This is a genomic window from Thermoanaerobacter sp. YS13 (assembly GCF_000806225.2).
In the GTDB taxonomy this organism is placed as follows: domain Bacteria; phylum Bacillota; class Thermoanaerobacteria; order Thermoanaerobacterales; family Thermoanaerobacteraceae; genus Thermoanaerobacter; species Thermoanaerobacter uzonensis.
Genome location: NZ_JOOI01000001.1, coordinates 862,211 through 879,219, shown reverse-complemented (window position 1 = coordinate 879,219; position 17,009 = coordinate 862,211). Strand labels below are relative to the sequence as shown.

Below are 17,009 nucleotides of genomic sequence, written 5' to 3'. Positions count from 1 at the left end.
AGTAACCAAAACGCCTCCTCTAACATAAAATATAGGGGAGGTGTTTTACTTGAAAAAGAAAAAATGGGGACTGAGGCGTGTTAATTCGTTTTACATATATTTGATTTACATCGCTGTTTTGTTTGTGATTTTATACTATTTTACAGAATATCGATTAAAACCGGCTATTATAGCAGTAAGTGAAACTTTAGCAAAAGAAACAGCTGTAAATACTATAAATGATGCTATAAATGAAAAAGTGTTAAAAGGAATAGAGTATAAAGATTTAATTTATGTAAGAACAGACAACAATGGAAAAGTGTCAATGCTACAGGCAAATACTGTTGAGATGAATTTGTTAGCTTCTAAGATTATAAAAGAAGTAAAAAAAAACTTAAATAATTTAGGCCCTCTCTATACTAAAATTCCTTTAGGTTCAGTTTTTTCGACTGATTTATTCGCTAATGCAGGGCCACGGATAAAAATAGGACTTTTGCCAGTTGGAGCGGTAGATGTTGATTTTAGTTCTCAGTTTGAACCGGCTGGAATAAACCAAACAAGGCACAGAATATATTTAGACATTCAAACTACGATACGTATAATTGCACCTTTAGCTTCTGATAAAATAGCTGTTACACTTCACATGCCAATAGCAGAAAGCATAATAGTTGGAGATGTGCCTGCAAGCTATGTGGATGTAAATGGAGACAAATTTACGATTCCTGTGCCTCAATCTCCAAATTCAAATATAGAAATACAAAAATAACTATTGAATTTTTTTGGTGATGTGATATAATAAAAAACGTGTGGTTAGTGGGGGTGTAGCTCAGTTGGGAGAGCACCTGCCTTGCAAGCAGGGGGTCAGGAGTTCGAATCTCCTCATCTCCACCAATTAAAAAAGTGAATTACCCGATGAGGGTATTTTTTTTTGCTTTTTGTAGCTTAGCAATTTTTTCTTTAAAATGCAGGATTTTTTTGTTTTTTGTCGAATTATTAAGAAGATGGTGCTCAAAGAGGTGAATTAAATGAATGCCAATGTAGAAGTCACTTATAAAAAACGATTAGATAATATTGTAGAAAAAACAATAGAAGCAATTGAAAGCAGTAAAGAACAAATTTTTGATATTTTAGAAAAAGCAAAAGAAGAAGCTAGAAAATTAGAAACGCAATTAGAAGAACTGAAAATCCAAGTCATAAATGTGATAAAAGAAGTAGAGTTGTGTGAAAGGAAAGAAAAAAAATGCAGGTTAAAACTCGCATTTGTAAGTAAACAATTTGGGTACCTATCTGAACAAGCCATAAGAGAAGCTTATGAAGAGGCAAAAGAGGCTCAAATAGAGTTGGCATTAAAAAGGCGGGAAGAAAAAGAATTAATAGAAAAAAGGAACGAACTGGAGAGAAAACTTGTAGATAATAAGGCCATTATCGAAAAAGCTGAAAAACTTGCTTCCCAGATTAGCATAGCTCTCAATTATTTAAACAGTGATTTAAAAGAAATGAATAGTCAATTAGAGCAGTTGAAAGATAGACAGGCTTTGAGTGTAAAAATTATTGAAGCACAAGAAGAAGAGAGAAAAAGAATTGCAAGGGAGATTCACGACGGTCCTGCGCAAGCGATGGCAAATGTGTTATTGAAGTCTGAACTTTGTGAAAAGTTGATAACTAAAGATATTGAACTAGCTAAAATAGAACTCAAAAATCTAAAAGATATTGTACAGCAATCTCTAAAAGAAGTGAGGAAAATAATTTATGACTTAAGACCTTCTGCGCTTGATGATTTAGGACTTGTCCCTGCACTTTCCAGGTACATAAAAAATTTTTCAGAGGAGACAGGTATATTTGTAGATTTTACTGTTTTGTCGGATTATAAAAGACTTAGTCCCGAGATTGAAATAACTTGCTTTAGGGTAGTGCAAGAGGCTCTTACAAATATAAAAAAACATTCTAAGGCAAAAAATGCCTCTGTTAAATTTGAGTTTGGTATGCGATTTATCAGTGTAATTATTAAAGACGATGGCATTGGATTTGATAAAGAAAATATTGGGCAAGGGTATGGACTGATGGGCATGAGGGAGAGAGTAGAAATTTTAAACGGTAAATTTGAAATAAGCAGTTTTAAAAATAAGGGTACACAAATTTATATTTCTATACCTGTAAGGAGTGTTGAGGATGATCAGATTGTTGGTAGCTGATGACCATGCTTTGATAAGAAAAGGGTTAGTTCAGCTTATTGAAATGGAAAAAGATATAAAAGTTATTTCTCAAGCTTCAAATGGAGAAGAGGTTTATCAACTTGCAAAGAAATTTATGCCTGATTTAATACTTATGGATGTGAATATGCCTGTGATGAACGGTATTAAGGCAGCAAAAATGTTAAAAGAAGAAAAACATCCAAGCAAAGTATTATTTTTAACTATTTACAATGACAGAGAGTATCTTTTGGAAGCGCTTAAATTAGGAGTGGAAGGGTACATATTAAAGGATGCGGAATATGACGATTTAATAAAAGCAATAAGGACTATTTACAATGGAGGGGTTTATATTCATCCTTCTTTAATGGAAGAAATAGACAACATAGACCACGAAAACTTAAAAAAAGACCTCACACCAAGAGAGATAGAGATTCTTAAACTTATTTCTAAAGGGTATAGCAATAAAGAAATTGCACAAAAACTATTTTTAAGCGAGAAAACTGTCAAGAACCATGTTTACAATATTTTTAAAAAACTAGATGTGAAAGACAGAACTCAAGCTGCTATTTACATGCTTAAAAATGAAACGATTTTACAAAATTAATCTTTTACAAGGCTAAATTTGACTTTTATTCAAAAAAAGCGTATCATATTGTTGATACAGAGTGTCATCCATATAAAAAACCACGGGGGGTAATTTCATTGGAAGAAAAAGATTTAAAGGAAATTGAAAAACGTTTAGGTTACAAAAATGTAGATGCATGGACAAAAATCTCTGATGAAGAAAAAGAAAAAGTTTATCAGTTTGCAGAAGACTACAAAGACTTTATGACAAAATGTAAGACGGAAAGAGAAACGGCAGATAAGATTATAGAAATAGCAGAAAAGAATGGCTTTATCGATATTGAAAAAGTTACAAATTTAAAGCCGGGCAGCAAGGTTTATTATAACAACAAAGGAAAGTCAGTAGTTTTAGCTGTAATTGGTAAAGAGTCAATGCAAAAGGGAATAAAAGCGATAGCATCCCATATTGATTCTCCGAGAATTGACCTAAAACCTAATCCAATGTATGAAGATGGTGGATTGGCTTTATTTAAAACCCATTACTATGGTGGTATTAAAAAATACCAGTGGGTGACAATTCCTTTGGCTCTCCATGGAGTAATTGTCAAAGCAAACGGTGAGAAAATAAACATTGTAGTGGGAGAAGATGAAAATGACCCTGTCCTTTACATAACAGATTTATTGCCCCACTTGGGGAAAGATCAGATGGAGAAAAAAGTAGCAGAAGCGGTTACAGGAGAAGCATTAAATGCTGTAGTTGGAAGCATTCCTCTTTCTGAAGAAATCAGCGTGAAACCCAATATTTTGAAATATTTAAATGAAAAATATGGTATAGTGGAAGAAGACTTTTTAAGTGCTGAGTTAGAATTAGTGCCTGCCTATAAGCCTCGCGATATAGGTTTTGATAGAAGCATGATTGGTGCTTATGGTCAAGATGACAGGGTTTGCGCTTATACTTCTTTAAGAGCTATTCTTGAGCTTGAAGTGCCAGAGAGAACGGCTGTTGCGATATTCGCTGATAAAGAAGAGATTGGAAGTATGGGCAATACAGGTTTGCAATCAAGATTTTTCGAAAATGCTATTGCAGAGATATTAGAAAAATACGAAGGAAGCACAGATATCAAATTGAGAAGGGTTTTGGCTAATTCTGAACTGCTATCTGCTGATGTAAATGCTGCATTTGATCCTACTTATCCAGAAGTCAGTGAAAAGCAAAACACTGCTTATTTAGGAAAAGGGGTTTGTGTAACTAAATATACTGGTTCAAGAGGAAAGGGCGGATCAAATGATGCAAATGCGGAGTTTGTCGGTAAAGTGAGAAAACTCTTCAATGAAAATGGAGTAATATGGCAGACAGGTGAGCTGGGCAAAGTTGACATGGGAGGCGGCGGTACAGTTGCCCAATACGCTGCGAATTATGGCATGGAAGTTTTAGACTGCGGCGTTGCACTTTTAAGCATGCATGCACCTTATGAACTGTCTTCTAAAGTAGATGTATATATGGCTTATAAAGCTTATAAAGTATTTATGAAAAAAGATTAAATCCGGGGAACCCGGATTTAATCTTTTATAAACATTTCTACCACTATTATGCCATTGCCTTCTTTATTTTTTACTATCCCAACTCCAATTTTATTATAGTAGGGATTTAAAATGTTGGCCCTGTGTCCTTCTGAGTTCATCAAGGAATAGTGAGCTTTTATAACATTTGAATTTAAGGCTATATTTTCACCTGCCAAATAATAATTTATTCCAAATTTTTTCATCATGTCGAAAGGTGAGCCGTAGGTTGGAGAAGTATGAGAGAAATAATTGTTTTCTTTCATGTCTTCTGCTTTTAGTCTGGCAACTTTACAGAGATTTTCATCTACCTGAAGAGGATTTAAGTTGCGGCTTACTCTTTCTCGATTTATTAATTCTACTAAAGTTTTTTCCTCTTGAGAAAGAGAAATATTTGTTGTTTGAGGTGCTACCCCTGTATTTTGCGAGATAGAGCTATCGCTATTAGTGGGATTAAAAGTATTTGAGGGATTTGAAGTTGTTTGTTTAGCTGTAACATTATAAGAAACTGGTTGTTTTATAGTTATTAAGTTGTTTGAATTAGAAAACCTTATTGAATTATTTACTACAGTATTTTTAGTGAAATATCCATAAGAATAAAAAATAGAAGCACTAGCAGGATTTAAAGAAAAAACTATAGTTATTGCTATTAATACTGCTATTATTGATTTTATTTTCATTTTTATTACCTCCTCAAAATCATATATTCTACAAATAGCTGTAAATTCCTTCAAGTAATTTATGGTGAGAAAGGAACATTGTATCAACTTTTGCTTTGTTGGAATATACTGATTTTGAGGTGGTATTAGTGAAATATGGATTGATTGTCTTTTACTCTTATCAGCATGGTTTAATGACAGAAAAAATGTTAAAGAAAAATAATATTCCGGTAGAATTTGTACCAACTCCCAGAAGTATCACGGAAAGTTGCAGCCATTCTCTTAAGTTTGGATTGGAATCTTTGCGAGTAGTACAAAACCTTTTGCAAAGGCTCAACATTCCTTACAAGGGAATATACGAAGTAGAAAGAATTCCTGCAGGATATAAAATAGTTAAAATTGTTTAATATTCGTCGCTTTTTATAAATATATTTTTTATTTTTTGAAAAGTGCTGACATTTTGTAGATTTTCCAGTTTAGCATTTAAAATTATTATTTGATTTTGTAAGTCTTTTATTTGTTTTTTAAGATTTTCATTTTCTCTTATCAAACTATTTACCATTGTATTGTAATTGTCCGCTTTAAGGGCAATTTTCATTTTTTCATCATTTATTTGTTTTAATAATTCTTGTAAATCGCCTATATTTTTGTTTTTTATTGTAATTTCAATATTCTTTCTGCTTAGTTCTTCTTCTAATCTTGTTTTTTCCTCCTTGATAGTTTCAAGCTTTTTTATTAGGATGTGCAAATACTCCTGAACTTCTTTTATATAGAAAGTGAAATAAGAATCTTTTTCTCCATTTTTGCTGGTTAATGTGTACTGCAAAGAAGGAATTATTTCTCCTTTATCGTTTATAAATAAATAATTGCTTTGAAATTTATCTATCGGGGTTTTTAACTTAAAAAAACTGTGTTCAGAAAAAGAAGAAGGAATTTTAAAGGGCTTGCACCAACTATTTCCCCCATCCGAGGAGATGGTGGCAAAGAAGTTGTCGTTTTGAAGGTAAGTGCACCATAAAGTATTTTCTAAAAATGAGATATAGCAATTTTTAATATTTGTAGAATAAGCCAGAGTCATGATACTACCCCAACTACCTTTTGGCCAGCTTCCAGGGGTTTTCTTCCTGTATTTTATTTCTTGAATTATATTTTCCTCTACCCATAAAGTATGTACATTTTTTTGCGGATCTACAGTTATTGTAGGATAGAATATTCCTTCTGCTTCTGAAATTAGAAATTTTGGCGACCAGCTATCTTTTATGTAGTTGAGGTAGTAAAGTTGACTGTTATTTTTTTCTTTTGTTATATAAATCAAGTGAATATTTTCTTCTTCATCAATGAATAAATCATAAAAAGGGGTGAAAGAGATATTTTTTATAACAGCTATATTATTGCCCTTCCAATTTTTTGCCCATTTTTGGTGTATCAAATGGACTTCTCTAGGATTATTAGAATTACTGATTGTGAAAAATATGTGAAGTGTTTTATTTTTTATAAAGAGGCTAAAATTGTTTATATACGTTTTTTTATCTTTATAAGTGTATAAAGATTTTCCTACCCATCCTTCTTTCTTTTGAATTAAAAAAATTATTTCTCCTTGTGAATTAAAGTATATCAGGTTTAGACTTCCTTTTTCATCGTAACAAGCGTCAAAATCACTTAAACAGTCTTTTACAATGATTTCTTCTGTTGTTTTTCCATTTTCTATAGTGTTCAATATGATTTTTCTATCTTTAAGATAAAGATACTGCAAAAAATCCTCATCTTTTTTAGTCACAATCTTGTCCATAAATTTCCCTCCCTTTGCTAAAATATATGCATAATGATTATTGAATAGAATTGACATGTTATTGCAATAATGAAAGAAGGATTTTTGAGGTTAAGTGTAGAAATAAATAAAAAGATAAATCAAGAATCAATATACTCAAAAAGGAGGAGAAAAATGGATTACGATGTTATAGTTTTAGGTGGAGGGCCTGGTGGCTATACTGCTGCTATTAGACTCAGCGAATTAGGGAAAAAAGTCGCTGTTGTAGAAGAAGATTCATTGGGGGGTACTTGTTTAAACAGAGGTTGCATACCGACGAAAGTCTATTCTCATGCGGCAGAGCTTATAAATGCCATAAAAGATGCTAAAGACTTTGGAATAATAGCACAGTATACATTGGATATTGTAAAGCTTCGTCAGAAAAAAGAAAGAGTAGTAAAAAGACTTGTCGGTGGAGTAGGTTATTTGATGAACTTACACCATATAGATGTTATAAAAGGGAGAGGTAGGTTTGTTGATGAAAACACTATAGAAGTTGATAAAAGATACACAGCAAAAAATTTTATAATTGCAACAGGTTCAAAGGTGTTTTTACCGCCTATTGAAGGGATTAACTTAGAAGGTGTTATTACAAGTGATAAAGCGTTAGAACTTGAAAGAATTCCCGAAAAAATTGTTATCATAGGGGCGGGAATTATAGGATTGGAATTTGCAAATATTTATTCTGCTTTAGGAAGTAAAGTTGTCATCATTGAAATGCTTCCTCAACTTTTGCCTATGTTAGATAGAGACATAGCAGATACGATGGAAAAAATTTTGAGGCATAAAAAAATTGAATTACATTTAAGCAGTAAAGTAGAAAAGATAGAAGAAGGTTTAAAGGTAGTTTATACCACAGAAGGGAATACTCGGGTAGTGGAATGTGATACTGTTTTAGTCGCCGTAGGAAGAGTTGCCAATGTAAATGGAATTGAAGCTTTAAATCTTGATATGGATAAAAAAGGCATAAAAGTCGACTCCCACATGAAGACAAGCATAAAAAATGTATACGCAATTGGAGATGTCACAGGTGGTATACAACTGGCTCATGTGGCTTCTTATCAAGGTATTGTAGCTGCTCACAATATAGCAGGAGAAGAAAAGGAAGCGGATTTAAATGCAGTGCCTAATTGCCTCTATACAAGTCCTGAAATAGCATGGGTAGGTTTGAATGAAGTTCAAGCAAGAGAAAAATTTGGAGATGTAAAAATAGGCACTTTTCCTTATACGGCTTTAGGACGAGCTATGACTATGGGGCAAAACGATGGATTTGTTAAAATAATCGCAGAAGCAAAATACAATAGGGTAGTGGGGATGGAAATAATAGGTGCTGGCGCTACAGAGATAATCCATGAAGGTGTACTTGCTATAAAAGAAGAATTTACATTAGAAGAGTTAGTAGATGCAATTCACGCTCATCCTACGCTTTCAGAAAGCATAAAAGAGGCAGCAGAAGACGCATTAGGAATGCCTATAAATAAAGGATAAGTTAAAAGGAGAGATTCAGTTGAGAAAGGGAGAAGTTTTAAAACTGGGAATTGTACCTTATACGGAGGGAAAAGAGATACAGCTTAAAGCCTTTGAAAGAGTTAAAAAGGGCGAGACGGACGGGATTCTTATATTGCTTCAACATCCACCAGTATATACTATAGGAGTTTCAGGTGGTTTTGACGAAAACATCCTTGTACCTTTAGAGGAACTTAAGAAAAAAGCGGAGCTTTATAAAGTAGAAAGGGGAGGTAAAATAACTTTTCACGGGCCAGGACAAATAGTTGCCTATCCTATATTTAATTTGGCAAAGTGGCAAAAAGATGTTCATCTTTTTGTTTATAAATTAGAAGAGACGATTATAAAACTCTTGGAGGAGTATGGTATAAAAGCGGGAAGGAAGCCTAAATACACCGGAGTATGGGTAGGAGATGAAAAGATATGCGCCATAGGTATTGCTGTTAGGCGCTGGATTACTTGGCATGGAATAGCCTTTAATGTAAATACTGACCTTTCATATTTTGGTTTAATAAATGCCTGCGGCATTACTGAGTTTGGAGTTACTTCTATGCAAAAACTTGGAATAAATGAAGACATAGAAAAAGTAAAAGAAAAAATGGTTGATAAATTTAGCGAAGTATTTGGTATACACTTTAATGAAATAACTTTAGATAGATTGGCGGTGATTGATAATGCAAAAGCCTGAATGGCTCAAAGTGAGGCTATTAAACGAAGATTTAAACAGGATGGAAGCTTTTTTAAAAAGTATGTCTTTAAACACAGTTTGTCAAAGTGCCAATTGTCCCAACATGGGAGAATGCTTTGCAAGAAAGACAGCTACTTTTATGATTATGGGAAATATATGTACGCGAAACTGTAGGTTTTGTGCGGTAGAAAAAGGACATCCTCAACCTCTTGATGAGGATGAGCCTCGAAGAATTGCTGAGGCTGCTCAAAAGTTAGGATTAAAGCATGTTGTGGTTACTTGTGTTACAAGGGATGATTTACCGGATGGTGGAGCATCACATTTTGCAAAGACAATCTATGAACTTAAAAAATTGCCAGGAGTTACAGTTGAGGTACTTGTATCTGATTTTATGGGTAAAGAAGAGTCTATTGCTCAAGTAGTAGAAGCCAAGCCAGATATAATAAATCACAATGTAGAAACAGTACCGAGACTTTATCCCATGGTAAGGCCAAAAGCAGATTATTTAAGGTCTTTAAACCTTTTAAAAAAGTCAAAAGAATTAAACCCTTATATTATTACCAAGTCAGGAATTATGGTGGGGCTTGGGGAAACAGAAGAAGAGGTTATACAAGTTATGAAAGACTTAAGAAGTGTTGATTGTGACATGATGACTATAGGACAGTATTTGAGACCTTCAGCAAAACATATAGAAGTAGCAGAATATGTTACTCCACAGCAGTTTAAGAGATATGAAGAGATAGGATATGAATTAGGTTTTAAATACGTAGCTTCTGGTCCCTTAGTCAGAAGTTCTTATCATGCTGATGAGGGGTTGAAGGTGATGAAAAGGTAGTTTTGACTTTTTGAAATTTTTTGATATTACATGAATTTGTGATATAATAAAATCAATACATAAGGAGAGGGGATGTTAGTTATGCCTGAGTTTGGAACTCCTTTTTCTGGACTCGCTGAAAAAAGGAAGGTAACCCATGAAGAGTTGGTACGGGCTATACGCTTTATGGTGGCGGCAGAGTATGAGGCAATTCAACTTTATACTCAGTTGGCAGAAGCTACTGATAATGAATTAGCAAAAGCAGTTTTAATGGACATAGCAGATGAGGAAAAAGTGCATGCAGGAGAGTTTTTGAGACTTTTGAAAGAATTAGCTCCTGATGAGGAGAAATTTTACGAAGAAGGGGCAAAAGAAGTAGAAGAAATGATTGAAAAGATGTAAATAAAAGAAGGAGTTTGTGCTTATAGATAGTTGCAATAAGTGCCTCAATCGAGGTACTTATTTTTTTGATTTTTTGTAACAATCTAATATATTAAAACGTATATTGTAGATAGATAAGATAGTTTAAGTTAATAAAAGCTGTAAACTGTAAAGGGGGAAATAACATGGCTTTTTCTAAAAAGATGATAGGGCAGCAAGAGATAGTGCCAGGCCCTGTACAGCCAGGGCAACTTCCAGAACCTACAGAAATAGCTTGCATTGAAGTGACTAAGATATATGATGCTTGTTCGCAGAGACTATGCCTTGATAATATACCTCCGATTACGTTTGTACCAACAAATCTAACTTTAACTCCTTCTTTTGGAGGATGTGAAAATATAAAAGTGACTTTAGTAACACCCCCGGGTTTTGTAATAACTCCACTTCCGGATAGGCCAGGATTTGCTAGGGTAGAAGCAACTTTTCAAGTGACTTATGATATTGTGATTAACTATCCGGATGGAACCACACAAACATTGCCAGGAAATATTACTACTTTCAACAAAGATATTGTACTTTACGTGCCAGACCCAAAGGTAGCGATAATGAAATACGAGGCGTTAGCAGAGTGCTTGTACGGAAAGGTTAATCTAGGAGTTACTACCACTGTAGAAGTGATAATTGGAGTATGGATTGTGATAAAATCCGCAGTAGATGTGCAATTACTAGTTCCTTCTTATGGCTTCTGTCCTACTCCAGCAGCTTGTGAAGAATTTACAACAGATGTATGTGACATTTTTTACAAAAAACCTTTTCCATCTTTTGATCCACCACAAATGTATCAAAATCCTTATTAAAAGCCAGCAAATTAGCTGGCTTTTTACATAGGAATTGACTCTTTGCAAATTTTGTGGCAAAGTTAATATATAGGGAATTAAATTAGTAAAGGGTGTGTTGTAAGTGGGCGATAATTTGAGAAATGATATTTTAATGAGATTAAAGACGATAAAAGGGCACATAGCAGGGATAGAAAAAATGGTAGAAGAGTCAAAAAGTTGTGAGGAAATTTTATTGCAGATAGCAGCTGTAAAAGCTTCTTTAGAAAAAGTGGGTATGTCTATAATACAAGAGCATGCTAAGGAGTGTATATTAGCAAATGAGGATGGAAAGGCTACCTATGAAGAAGTACAGCGAATTATTAATTTGTTAATCAAGTTTGCAAAATAGATAAAAGGGGTGATGTCTATGGAAGTATACCTCGACAACAGTGCTACTACACGAGTTAGGAAAGAAGTTATAGAAAAAATGGTAGAGGTTTTAGAAAAGGAATATGGAAATCCTTCTTCGTTACATTTGAAAGGGTATCAGGCTGAAAAATTGATGAAGGAAGCAAGAGAAAATGTTGCTAAACTTATTAACGGAGATACTGAGGGGATTGTTTTTACTTCTGGCGGTACGGAATCAAACAATCTCGCTTTAATTGGAGTTGCTGAAAGTTTAAGAAAAAAAGGTAATCACATAATATCTTCCACTATTGAACACCCCTCTGTACTTAATGTTTTAAAATATTTAGAGGAAAATGGCTTTGAAGTGACCTATTTAGATGTGGATAAAACAGGAAAAGTAGATATAGAAAATTTAAAGAGGACTATAACTGACAAAACGATTCTCATTTCAATTATGGCTGTTAACAATGAAATAGGTACGATTGAGCCAATACAGGAAATAGGGGAAGTAGCAAAGGAAAGAGATATAATTTTTCATGTGGATGCTATACAGGCAGTGGGAAAAATAAATATAGATGTAAAAAAGCAAAATTTAGATATGGTTTCTTTAAGTAGTCACAAGATACACGGACCTAAGGGCGTAGGAGCCTTATATATTGATAAATCAGTCAAAATTAGGCCAATAATTTTTGGAGGAGGACAGGAAAAAAATTTAAGGTCCGGAACGGAGAATATGCCAGGAATTGTGGGGGTTGGTGTAGCCAGCAAACTTGCACAAGAAAATTTTCATGAAAACGCAAGTAAGTTGATGAGCTTAAAAAAGCGCCTTTATGAAGGAATAGTTTCGGAAATAAAAGATGTACATCTAAATGGACCAAAAATTGAAGAGGGAGCTCCTCATATACTTAATATTTCTTTTGCTGGAATTAGAGGAGAGGTGCTTTTACACGCTCTTGAAGAAAGGGGCATATATGTTTCTACGGGTTCAGCTTGTTCTTCTAAAAAGAAAGGACAAAGTCATGTTTTAAAAGCGATAGGTCTTAAAGAGGACCTTATTGAAAGCGCTATAAGATTTTCTTTTGGAATTTTTAATACCGAAGAAGAAATTGACTATACTATATCAGTGTTAAAAGAAAAAGTGAATTTTTTAAGAAAGTACAAACGGAGGTAAAATATGCAAGACATATTATTGATTAAATATGGAGAATTAGCTTTAAAAGGAGATAATAGGTCTTTTTTTGAAAATAAACTTATAAAAAATATAAAACATACTCTTTCTGACTTTAAGGAAGTTAATGTTGAAAAAACTCATGGCAGAATTTATGTAGAATGTGATGGAGATACTGAAGAGGTAATAGAAAAGTTAAAAAAGGTCTTTGGAATTGTGGGAATAACGAAAGCAAAAAGAACTGATTTAAAATTGGAGGATATATATCAAGCTGCGATAGAATTAATGAAAGAGCACTCAGGAAAAACTTTTAAAGTAGAAACTAAAAGACCTAATAAATCCTTTCCTTATAACAGCATGGAGATTAGTCGTAAAGTAGGAGCAGCTGTCTTAAAAAATGTGAAAAACTTAAAAGTAGATGTCCATAATCCTGATGTGCTTTTGAATGTAGAGATAAGAGAAATGGCATTTGTGTACGCAGGAGTGATTGAAGGAATAGGAGGGCTCCCTCTTGGGACGAATGGCAAAGCCACTGTACTTTTGTCAGGAGGAATTGACAGCCCTGTAGCTTCTTGGATGATGATGAAAAGAGGCGTAGAGATAGAAGCGGTTTATTTTCACAGTCCTCCTTATACCTCTGAAAGAGCTAAAGACAAGGTTGTAGATTTGTGCAAAGTCCTTTCTCAGTATGGACAAAAGATAAAATTACATATAGTGCATTTTACTGATTTGCAATTAGAAATTTATGAGAAATGTCCACCAAGATTTACTACTATAATTATGAGAAGGATGATGATGAAGATAGCAGAAAAAATTGCTCAAAAGAATGGTTCTATGGCTCTAATTACTGGTGAAAGTTTGGGACAAGTTGCAAGTCAAACGATTGAAAGTTTATATGTAACCAATGCTTCTGTGTCTATGCCAATATTTAGGCCTCTCATTGGAATGGATAAGACAGAGATTATAGATTTAGCTCAAAAGATTGGTACTTTTGAGATTTCTATAAGACCCTATGAAGACTGCTGCACTATTTTTGTGCCAAAACATCCTGCTACAAAGCCTAAGTTAGACAAAGTAATAGAAGCAGAACAAAAAATGGAGTATCAAAAATACATTGATGATTTTGAAGAAGAGGTTATAGAAGTTTAAGCCAAGCAACTTTGCTTGGTTTCAGACACTTGAGTACCAGGAAACTTAGCAAGGCCGAGGGGGGAGGCAGGGCCGAAGCCATGGATGGCGAAGGCGGGCACCTTAGGGCATGGATGCCACCTGACGCTGACGTATAAAAATCGCCATAAAAGGCGATTTTTATACGTTAAATCTGAAGACTACTATATCCCCATCCTGCATCACATAGTCTTTTCCTTCCAGTCTCATAAGTCCCATTTCTCTTGCTGCTGCCTGTGAACCAGCTTTTACTAAATCTTCATAAGAGATCACTTCTGCCTTTATAAATCCTTTTTCAAAATCTGAATGAATTTTTCCTGCTGCTTGAGGTGCTTTTGTGCCTTTTTTTATTGTCCAAGCGTGGACTTCTTTTGGTCCAGCAGTGAAAAAGGTTATAAGTCCAAGGAGAGAGTAACCATGCCTTATTATGTTGTTAAGGCCAGGTTCGGAAAGGCCGTACTCTCTCAAAAGTTCATTTCTTTCTTCATCACTTAAAGAAGCTAATTCTTCTTCAATTTTTGCACTTATAACCAAAACTTGAGAATTTTCTTTTTCAGCATATTCTTTTAGCTGCTTAACATATTGATTGTCTCCTCCTGAAATTAAATCTTCTTCTGAAATGTTTGCTACATACATGACAGGTTTATAGGTAAGCAACATAAGTTGACTTACAAAACTTTTTTCTTCTTCAGTAAATTGAAGAGCCCTTACAGGTTTCCCTTCATCCAATCCTTTTTTTATTTTTTCAAGTATTTCTAATTCAAAGGTTGCTTTTTTATCATTTCGCGCAAGTTTTGATGTTTTTTGAAGACGCCTTTCAATAACTTCCATGTCAGCAAGTATAAGCTCTAAAGTTATTATTTCAACATCTCTTATAGGATCGATACTTCCTTCTACATGGACAATATTGCTATCTTCAAAACATCTTACTACGTTTAATATAGCGTCAACTTCCCTAATATGAGAAAGAAATTTATTTCCTAAACCCTCACCTTTGCTCGCTCCTTTTACAAGGCCTGCTATGTCAACAAATTTTATAGTTGCGGGTATAACTTTTTGCGGATTTTCAATTTTTGCTAGAAAATCCAGCCTTTCATCTGGTACAGTTACAATTCCGACGTTTGGTTCAATAGTACAAAAAGGATAGTTTGCACATTCTGCACCCGCTTTTGTAATTGCGTTAAACAAGGTACTTTTACCGACGTTAGGTAGTCCAACAATTCCTATTTCCATTTTATCTTCCCTCCAATAGTTTTACATATGCATTATATATTACTTAAAAAATTTTTTCAAATGTTTTTCATAAACATTCCATAATTTAGCATAATACTTTTTAATAAAAGTGCAAAAATATATTTTGAGGAGGTGCATAGCTTTGAAAAAAATAAAAAGTATAATTACAATAATGCTTATTGGGATAATGATAATGGTTTCAATGGCGGGATGCAAAACTGCGACTAAAAAGCCTGCTCCTGCTCGTTATACACCGGCGCCTACAAGGACTACTCCTGCGCCTTCTAAGACAGCACCAGGTTATACAACGCCTGCACCTAGGACACCAACAATGCCAGCTCCAACTCCTGTAAGAAAACCGACAACAGAAAGTGTAAGAGCAAGCAAAATAGCTTCAAATGTTGCTAAAATACCAGAAGTAAACAAGGCTACAGTAGTAGTATCTGGAAGTACAGCCCTTGTAGGTGTGGATATGAAAGCAAGAGTACAGGGAACACATGAAACTGATGTAAAAAAGAAAATAGAAAAAACTATAAAAAATACTGATAAATCTATAACAAGGGTCTATGTAACTTCGGATCCAGATTTATACAAAAGAATAGATAATATTGCCAGAGGAATCTCTGCGGGAAGACCAGTTTCTGAATTTGCGAAACAAATTTCAGAAATTATAAAACGCATTACACCTGGTATGTAACAAAAACCTGGGGTTTTCCCCGGGTTTATGTATTATTGACTTTGTGTTACAATTATCATATAATCAAAAAATAATTGGATTATTTTAGAAGGAGTTGATGACATGGAATTAATTAGGAAACAAGTAAACAATGGAATAGATTTGCACATAGATACTACAGACAAATTTAAAACAGTGACAATTAATCTTTATATCCACAACCAATTAGGAGAAGAGGCTACAAAATATGCTTTGCTTCCTGCTGTTTTAAAAAGGGGTACCTCTAGTATTAAAACCTACAAAGAAATTGTGAAGTTTTTAGAAAACTTATATGGTACTACTATGGCTGTTTCTGTGTATAAAAAAGGAGAAAGGCACCTTCAACAATATAGATTGGAATTACCTCAAGAAGTGTACATAAAAGAGAATATTTTAGAAGAGGGAGTAAAATTTTTAAAAGAGTTAGTTTTCAACCCTCTTACAGAAGGAAATGCTTTTAATAAAGATTATGTACTTCAAGAAAAAGAGATTCACAAAAATTTAATAGATTCAAGAATAAACGATAAAACCAAATATGCGGTAGACCGTTGTTATGAAGAGATGTGCAAAGGGGAGCCTTTTGCTATATTCGAATTAGGCAAGAGTGAGGATTTAGAGGTTATTGATGAAACAAATCTTTACCATTATTATCAAAATTGTATTAATACTTTGCCGATGGATATATATGTAGTGGGAAGTGTGGACCCTAAATATGTAGAGGAGGTTTTTAGAAAATATTTTTCTTTTCAAAGAGGACAAATATTAAATATTCCTTCTCCAAATGTATATAAAGAAGTAAAGGAAGTAAAATATGTGACGGAAAATTTAGAAGTAACACAAGGAAAGCTTACTCTTGGATTTAGAACTAATATACCGTCTAACAGTGAGGAATATTTTCCCCTTTTGGTATACAGTGGCGTGTTAGGAGGGGGACCCTTTTCTAAACTTTTTATGAATGTGAGGGAAAGAGCAAGCCTTGCTTATTATGCTTATTCAAGGCTTGAGAGATTTAAAGGTTTAATGGTGGTAAGTTGTGGCATAGAGATAGAAAATTACAACAAAGCTCTTGATATAATACTCAAACAGTTAAAAGAAATTGAAGAAGGCCATATCTCAGATTATGAATTAGATTCCACAATAAAAGCTTTAAAAACCTCTTTAAATGCAATGAAAGACAATGCTACTTCTAAGTCTGACTACTATTTATCACAAAAAATTGCAGGAGTAGATTTAAATATAGAAGAATTTGTTAAAAAAGTAGAGAAAGTGACAAAAGAGGACGTAGTGGAAGTTGCTAAAAAGGTTAAATTAGATACGGTGTATTTTATGACCGGCAAAAAGGAGGGATAA

General features: G+C 33.8%; 18 protein-coding genes and 1 tRNA gene. 16 read left to right on the top strand and 3 right to left on the bottom strand.

All coding sequences use genetic code 11. The features are described from left to right. Positions 1–49 precede the first annotated feature (49 nt). The 5 genes from yunB (at position 50) to THYS13_RS04530 (ending at position 4,277) form a co-directional block, all read left to right on the top strand. Positions 50–745, top strand: a complete 696-nt coding sequence (gene yunB, locus THYS13_RS04550; protein WP_042833351.1) for a sporulation protein YunB — start codon at positions 50–52, stop codon at positions 743–745. 49 nt (positions 746–794) lie between these two features. Then, positions 795–870, top strand: a tRNA-Ala gene (locus tag THYS13_RS04545). Between the two features lie 134 nt (positions 871–1,004). Next, on the top strand, positions 1,005–2,171 hold the full coding sequence (locus THYS13_RS04540) for a sensor histidine kinase (protein WP_042833350.1): 1,167 nt from the start codon (positions 1,005–1,007) through the stop codon (positions 2,169–2,171). Then, the gene (locus THYS13_RS04535) at positions 2,149–2,775 is read left to right on the top strand and encodes a response regulator transcription factor (RefSeq protein WP_042833349.1); all 627 of its coding nucleotides are present in this window, start codon (positions 2,149–2,151) and stop codon (positions 2,773–2,775) included. Before THYS13_RS04540 ends, THYS13_RS04535 begins: the two co-directional genes overlap by 23 nt. Before the next feature lie 98 nt (positions 2,776–2,873). Further along, positions 2,874–4,277: an aminopeptidase gene (locus THYS13_RS04530; protein ID WP_042833348.1), complete on the top strand. Its 1,404-nt coding sequence runs from the start codon at positions 2,874–2,876 to the stop codon at positions 4,275–4,277. A 17-nt stretch (positions 4,278–4,294) separates the two neighbouring features. On the opposite strand, the gene THYS13_RS04525 is transcribed toward THYS13_RS04530, so the two are convergent. Beyond that, the gene (locus tag THYS13_RS04525; protein ID WP_042833347.1) at positions 4,295–4,975 is read right to left on the bottom strand and encodes a CAP domain-containing protein; all 681 of its coding nucleotides are present in this window, start codon (positions 4,973–4,975) and stop codon (positions 4,295–4,297) included. A 128-nt stretch (positions 4,976–5,103) separates the two neighbouring features. Between THYS13_RS04525 and THYS13_RS04520 the strand changes: the two genes are divergently transcribed. After that, positions 5,104–5,361, top strand: coding sequence for a DUF3343 domain-containing protein (locus THYS13_RS04520; protein ID WP_042833346.1), 258 nt, complete (start codon positions 5,104–5,106; stop codon positions 5,359–5,361). On the opposite strand, the gene THYS13_RS04515 is transcribed toward THYS13_RS04520, so the two are convergent. Next, positions 5,358–6,743 (bottom strand): hypothetical protein, encoded by a 1,386-nt coding sequence (locus tag THYS13_RS04515; RefSeq protein WP_042833345.1) that lies wholly within the window; start codon positions 6,741–6,743, stop codon positions 5,358–5,360. The two genes, THYS13_RS04520 and THYS13_RS04515, sit on opposite strands and share 4 nt — an antisense overlap. A gap of 153 nt (positions 6,744–6,896) precedes the next feature. On the opposite strand from THYS13_RS04515, the gene lpdA reads away from it, so the two are divergent. The 8 genes from lpdA to thiI all read left to right on the top strand — a co-directional run bounded on the left by lpdA (position 6,897) and on the right by thiI (position 13,693). Next, the gene (lpdA, locus tag THYS13_RS04510; protein WP_042833344.1) at positions 6,897–8,249 is read left to right on the top strand and encodes a dihydrolipoyl dehydrogenase; all 1,353 of its coding nucleotides are present in this window, start codon (positions 6,897–6,899) and stop codon (positions 8,247–8,249) included. Positions 8,250–8,268: 19 nt separating this feature from the next. Continuing rightward, positions 8,269–8,955, top strand: a complete 687-nt coding sequence (gene lipB / locus THYS13_RS04505) for a lipoyl(octanoyl) transferase LipB (protein WP_042833343.1) — start codon at positions 8,269–8,271, stop codon at positions 8,953–8,955. Continuing rightward, the gene (lipA, locus tag THYS13_RS04500) at positions 8,942–9,790 is read left to right on the top strand and encodes a lipoyl synthase (protein ID WP_042833342.1); all 849 of its coding nucleotides are present in this window, start codon (positions 8,942–8,944) and stop codon (positions 9,788–9,790) included. Before lipB ends, lipA begins: the two co-directional genes overlap by 14 nt. Before the next feature lie 81 nt (positions 9,791–9,871). Next, positions 9,872–10,171: a ferritin family protein gene (locus THYS13_RS04495; RefSeq protein ID WP_042833341.1), complete on the top strand. Its 300-nt coding sequence runs from the start codon at positions 9,872–9,874 to the stop codon at positions 10,169–10,171. 164 nt (positions 10,172–10,335) lie between these two features. Next, the gene (locus THYS13_RS04490) at positions 10,336–11,007 is read left to right on the top strand and encodes a hypothetical protein (RefSeq protein WP_042833340.1); all 672 of its coding nucleotides are present in this window, start codon (positions 10,336–10,338) and stop codon (positions 11,005–11,007) included. Between the two features lie 103 nt (positions 11,008–11,110). Continuing rightward, positions 11,111–11,377 (top strand): metal-sensitive transcriptional regulator, encoded by a 267-nt coding sequence (locus tag THYS13_RS04485; protein WP_042833339.1) that lies wholly within the window; start codon positions 11,111–11,113, stop codon positions 11,375–11,377. A gap of 18 nt (positions 11,378–11,395) precedes the next feature. Continuing rightward, the gene (locus THYS13_RS04480; protein ID WP_042833338.1) at positions 11,396–12,547 is read left to right on the top strand and encodes a cysteine desulfurase family protein; all 1,152 of its coding nucleotides are present in this window, start codon (positions 11,396–11,398) and stop codon (positions 12,545–12,547) included. A 3-nt stretch (positions 12,548–12,550) separates the two neighbouring features. Further along, the gene (thiI, locus tag THYS13_RS04475; RefSeq protein ID WP_042833337.1) at positions 12,551–13,693 is read left to right on the top strand and encodes a tRNA uracil 4-sulfurtransferase ThiI; all 1,143 of its coding nucleotides are present in this window, start codon (positions 12,551–12,553) and stop codon (positions 13,691–13,693) included. A gap of 159 nt (positions 13,694–13,852) precedes the next feature. Here the strand turns inward: thiI and ychF are convergent, their stop codons facing one another. After that, a complete protein-coding gene (gene ychF / locus THYS13_RS04470; protein WP_042833336.1) occupies positions 13,853–14,944 on the bottom strand; it encodes a redox-regulated ATPase YchF in 1,092 nt (363 codons plus the stop codon). 142 nt (positions 14,945–15,086) lie between these two features. Between ychF and THYS13_RS04465 the strand changes: the two genes are divergently transcribed. Next, positions 15,087–15,641, top strand: coding sequence for a YhcN/YlaJ family sporulation lipoprotein (locus tag THYS13_RS04465; protein ID WP_042833335.1), 555 nt, complete (start codon positions 15,087–15,089; stop codon positions 15,639–15,641). A 102-nt stretch (positions 15,642–15,743) separates the two neighbouring features. Continuing rightward, the gene (gene yfmF, locus THYS13_RS04460; protein ID WP_042833334.1) at positions 15,744–17,009 is read left to right on the top strand and encodes an EF-P 5-aminopentanol modification-associated protein YfmF; all 1,266 of its coding nucleotides are present in this window, start codon (positions 15,744–15,746) and stop codon (positions 17,007–17,009) included.

Bases quoted from the DNA above. Each gene is read 5' to 3' on its own strand.
- THYS13_RS04540 (WP_042833350.1), top strand. From the start codon at position 1,005: ATGAATGCCAATGTAGAAGTCACTTATAAAAAACGATTAGATAATATT.
- THYS13_RS04535 (WP_042833349.1), top strand. From the start codon at position 2,149: ATGATCAGATTGTTGGTAGCTGATGACCATGCTTTGATAAGAAAAGGG.
- THYS13_RS04525 (WP_042833347.1), bottom strand. From the start codon at position 4,975: ATGAAAATAAAATCAATAATAGCAGTATTAATAGCAATAACTATAGTT.
- THYS13_RS04515 (WP_042833345.1), bottom strand. From the start codon at position 6,743: ATGGACAAGATTGTGACTAAAAAAGATGAGGATTTTTTGCAGTATCTT.
- lpdA (WP_042833344.1), top strand. From the start codon at position 6,897: ATGGATTACGATGTTATAGTTTTAGGTGGAGGGCCTGGTGGCTATACT.
- lipA (WP_042833342.1), top strand. From the start codon at position 8,942: ATGCAAAAGCCTGAATGGCTCAAAGTGAGGCTATTAAACGAAGATTTA.
- THYS13_RS04495 (WP_042833341.1), top strand. From the start codon at position 9,872: ATGCCTGAGTTTGGAACTCCTTTTTCTGGACTCGCTGAAAAAAGGAAG.
- THYS13_RS04490 (WP_042833340.1), top strand. From the start codon at position 10,336: ATGGCTTTTTCTAAAAAGATGATAGGGCAGCAAGAGATAGTGCCAGGC.
- THYS13_RS04480 (WP_042833338.1), top strand. From the start codon at position 11,396: ATGGAAGTATACCTCGACAACAGTGCTACTACACGAGTTAGGAAAGAA.
- thiI (WP_042833337.1), top strand. From the start codon at position 12,551: ATGCAAGACATATTATTGATTAAATATGGAGAATTAGCTTTAAAAGGA.
- ychF (WP_042833336.1), bottom strand. From the start codon at position 14,944: ATGGAAATAGGAATTGTTGGACTACCTAACGTCGGTAAAAGTACCTTG.
- yfmF (WP_042833334.1), top strand. From the start codon at position 15,744: ATGGAATTAATTAGGAAACAAGTAAACAATGGAATAGATTTGCACATA.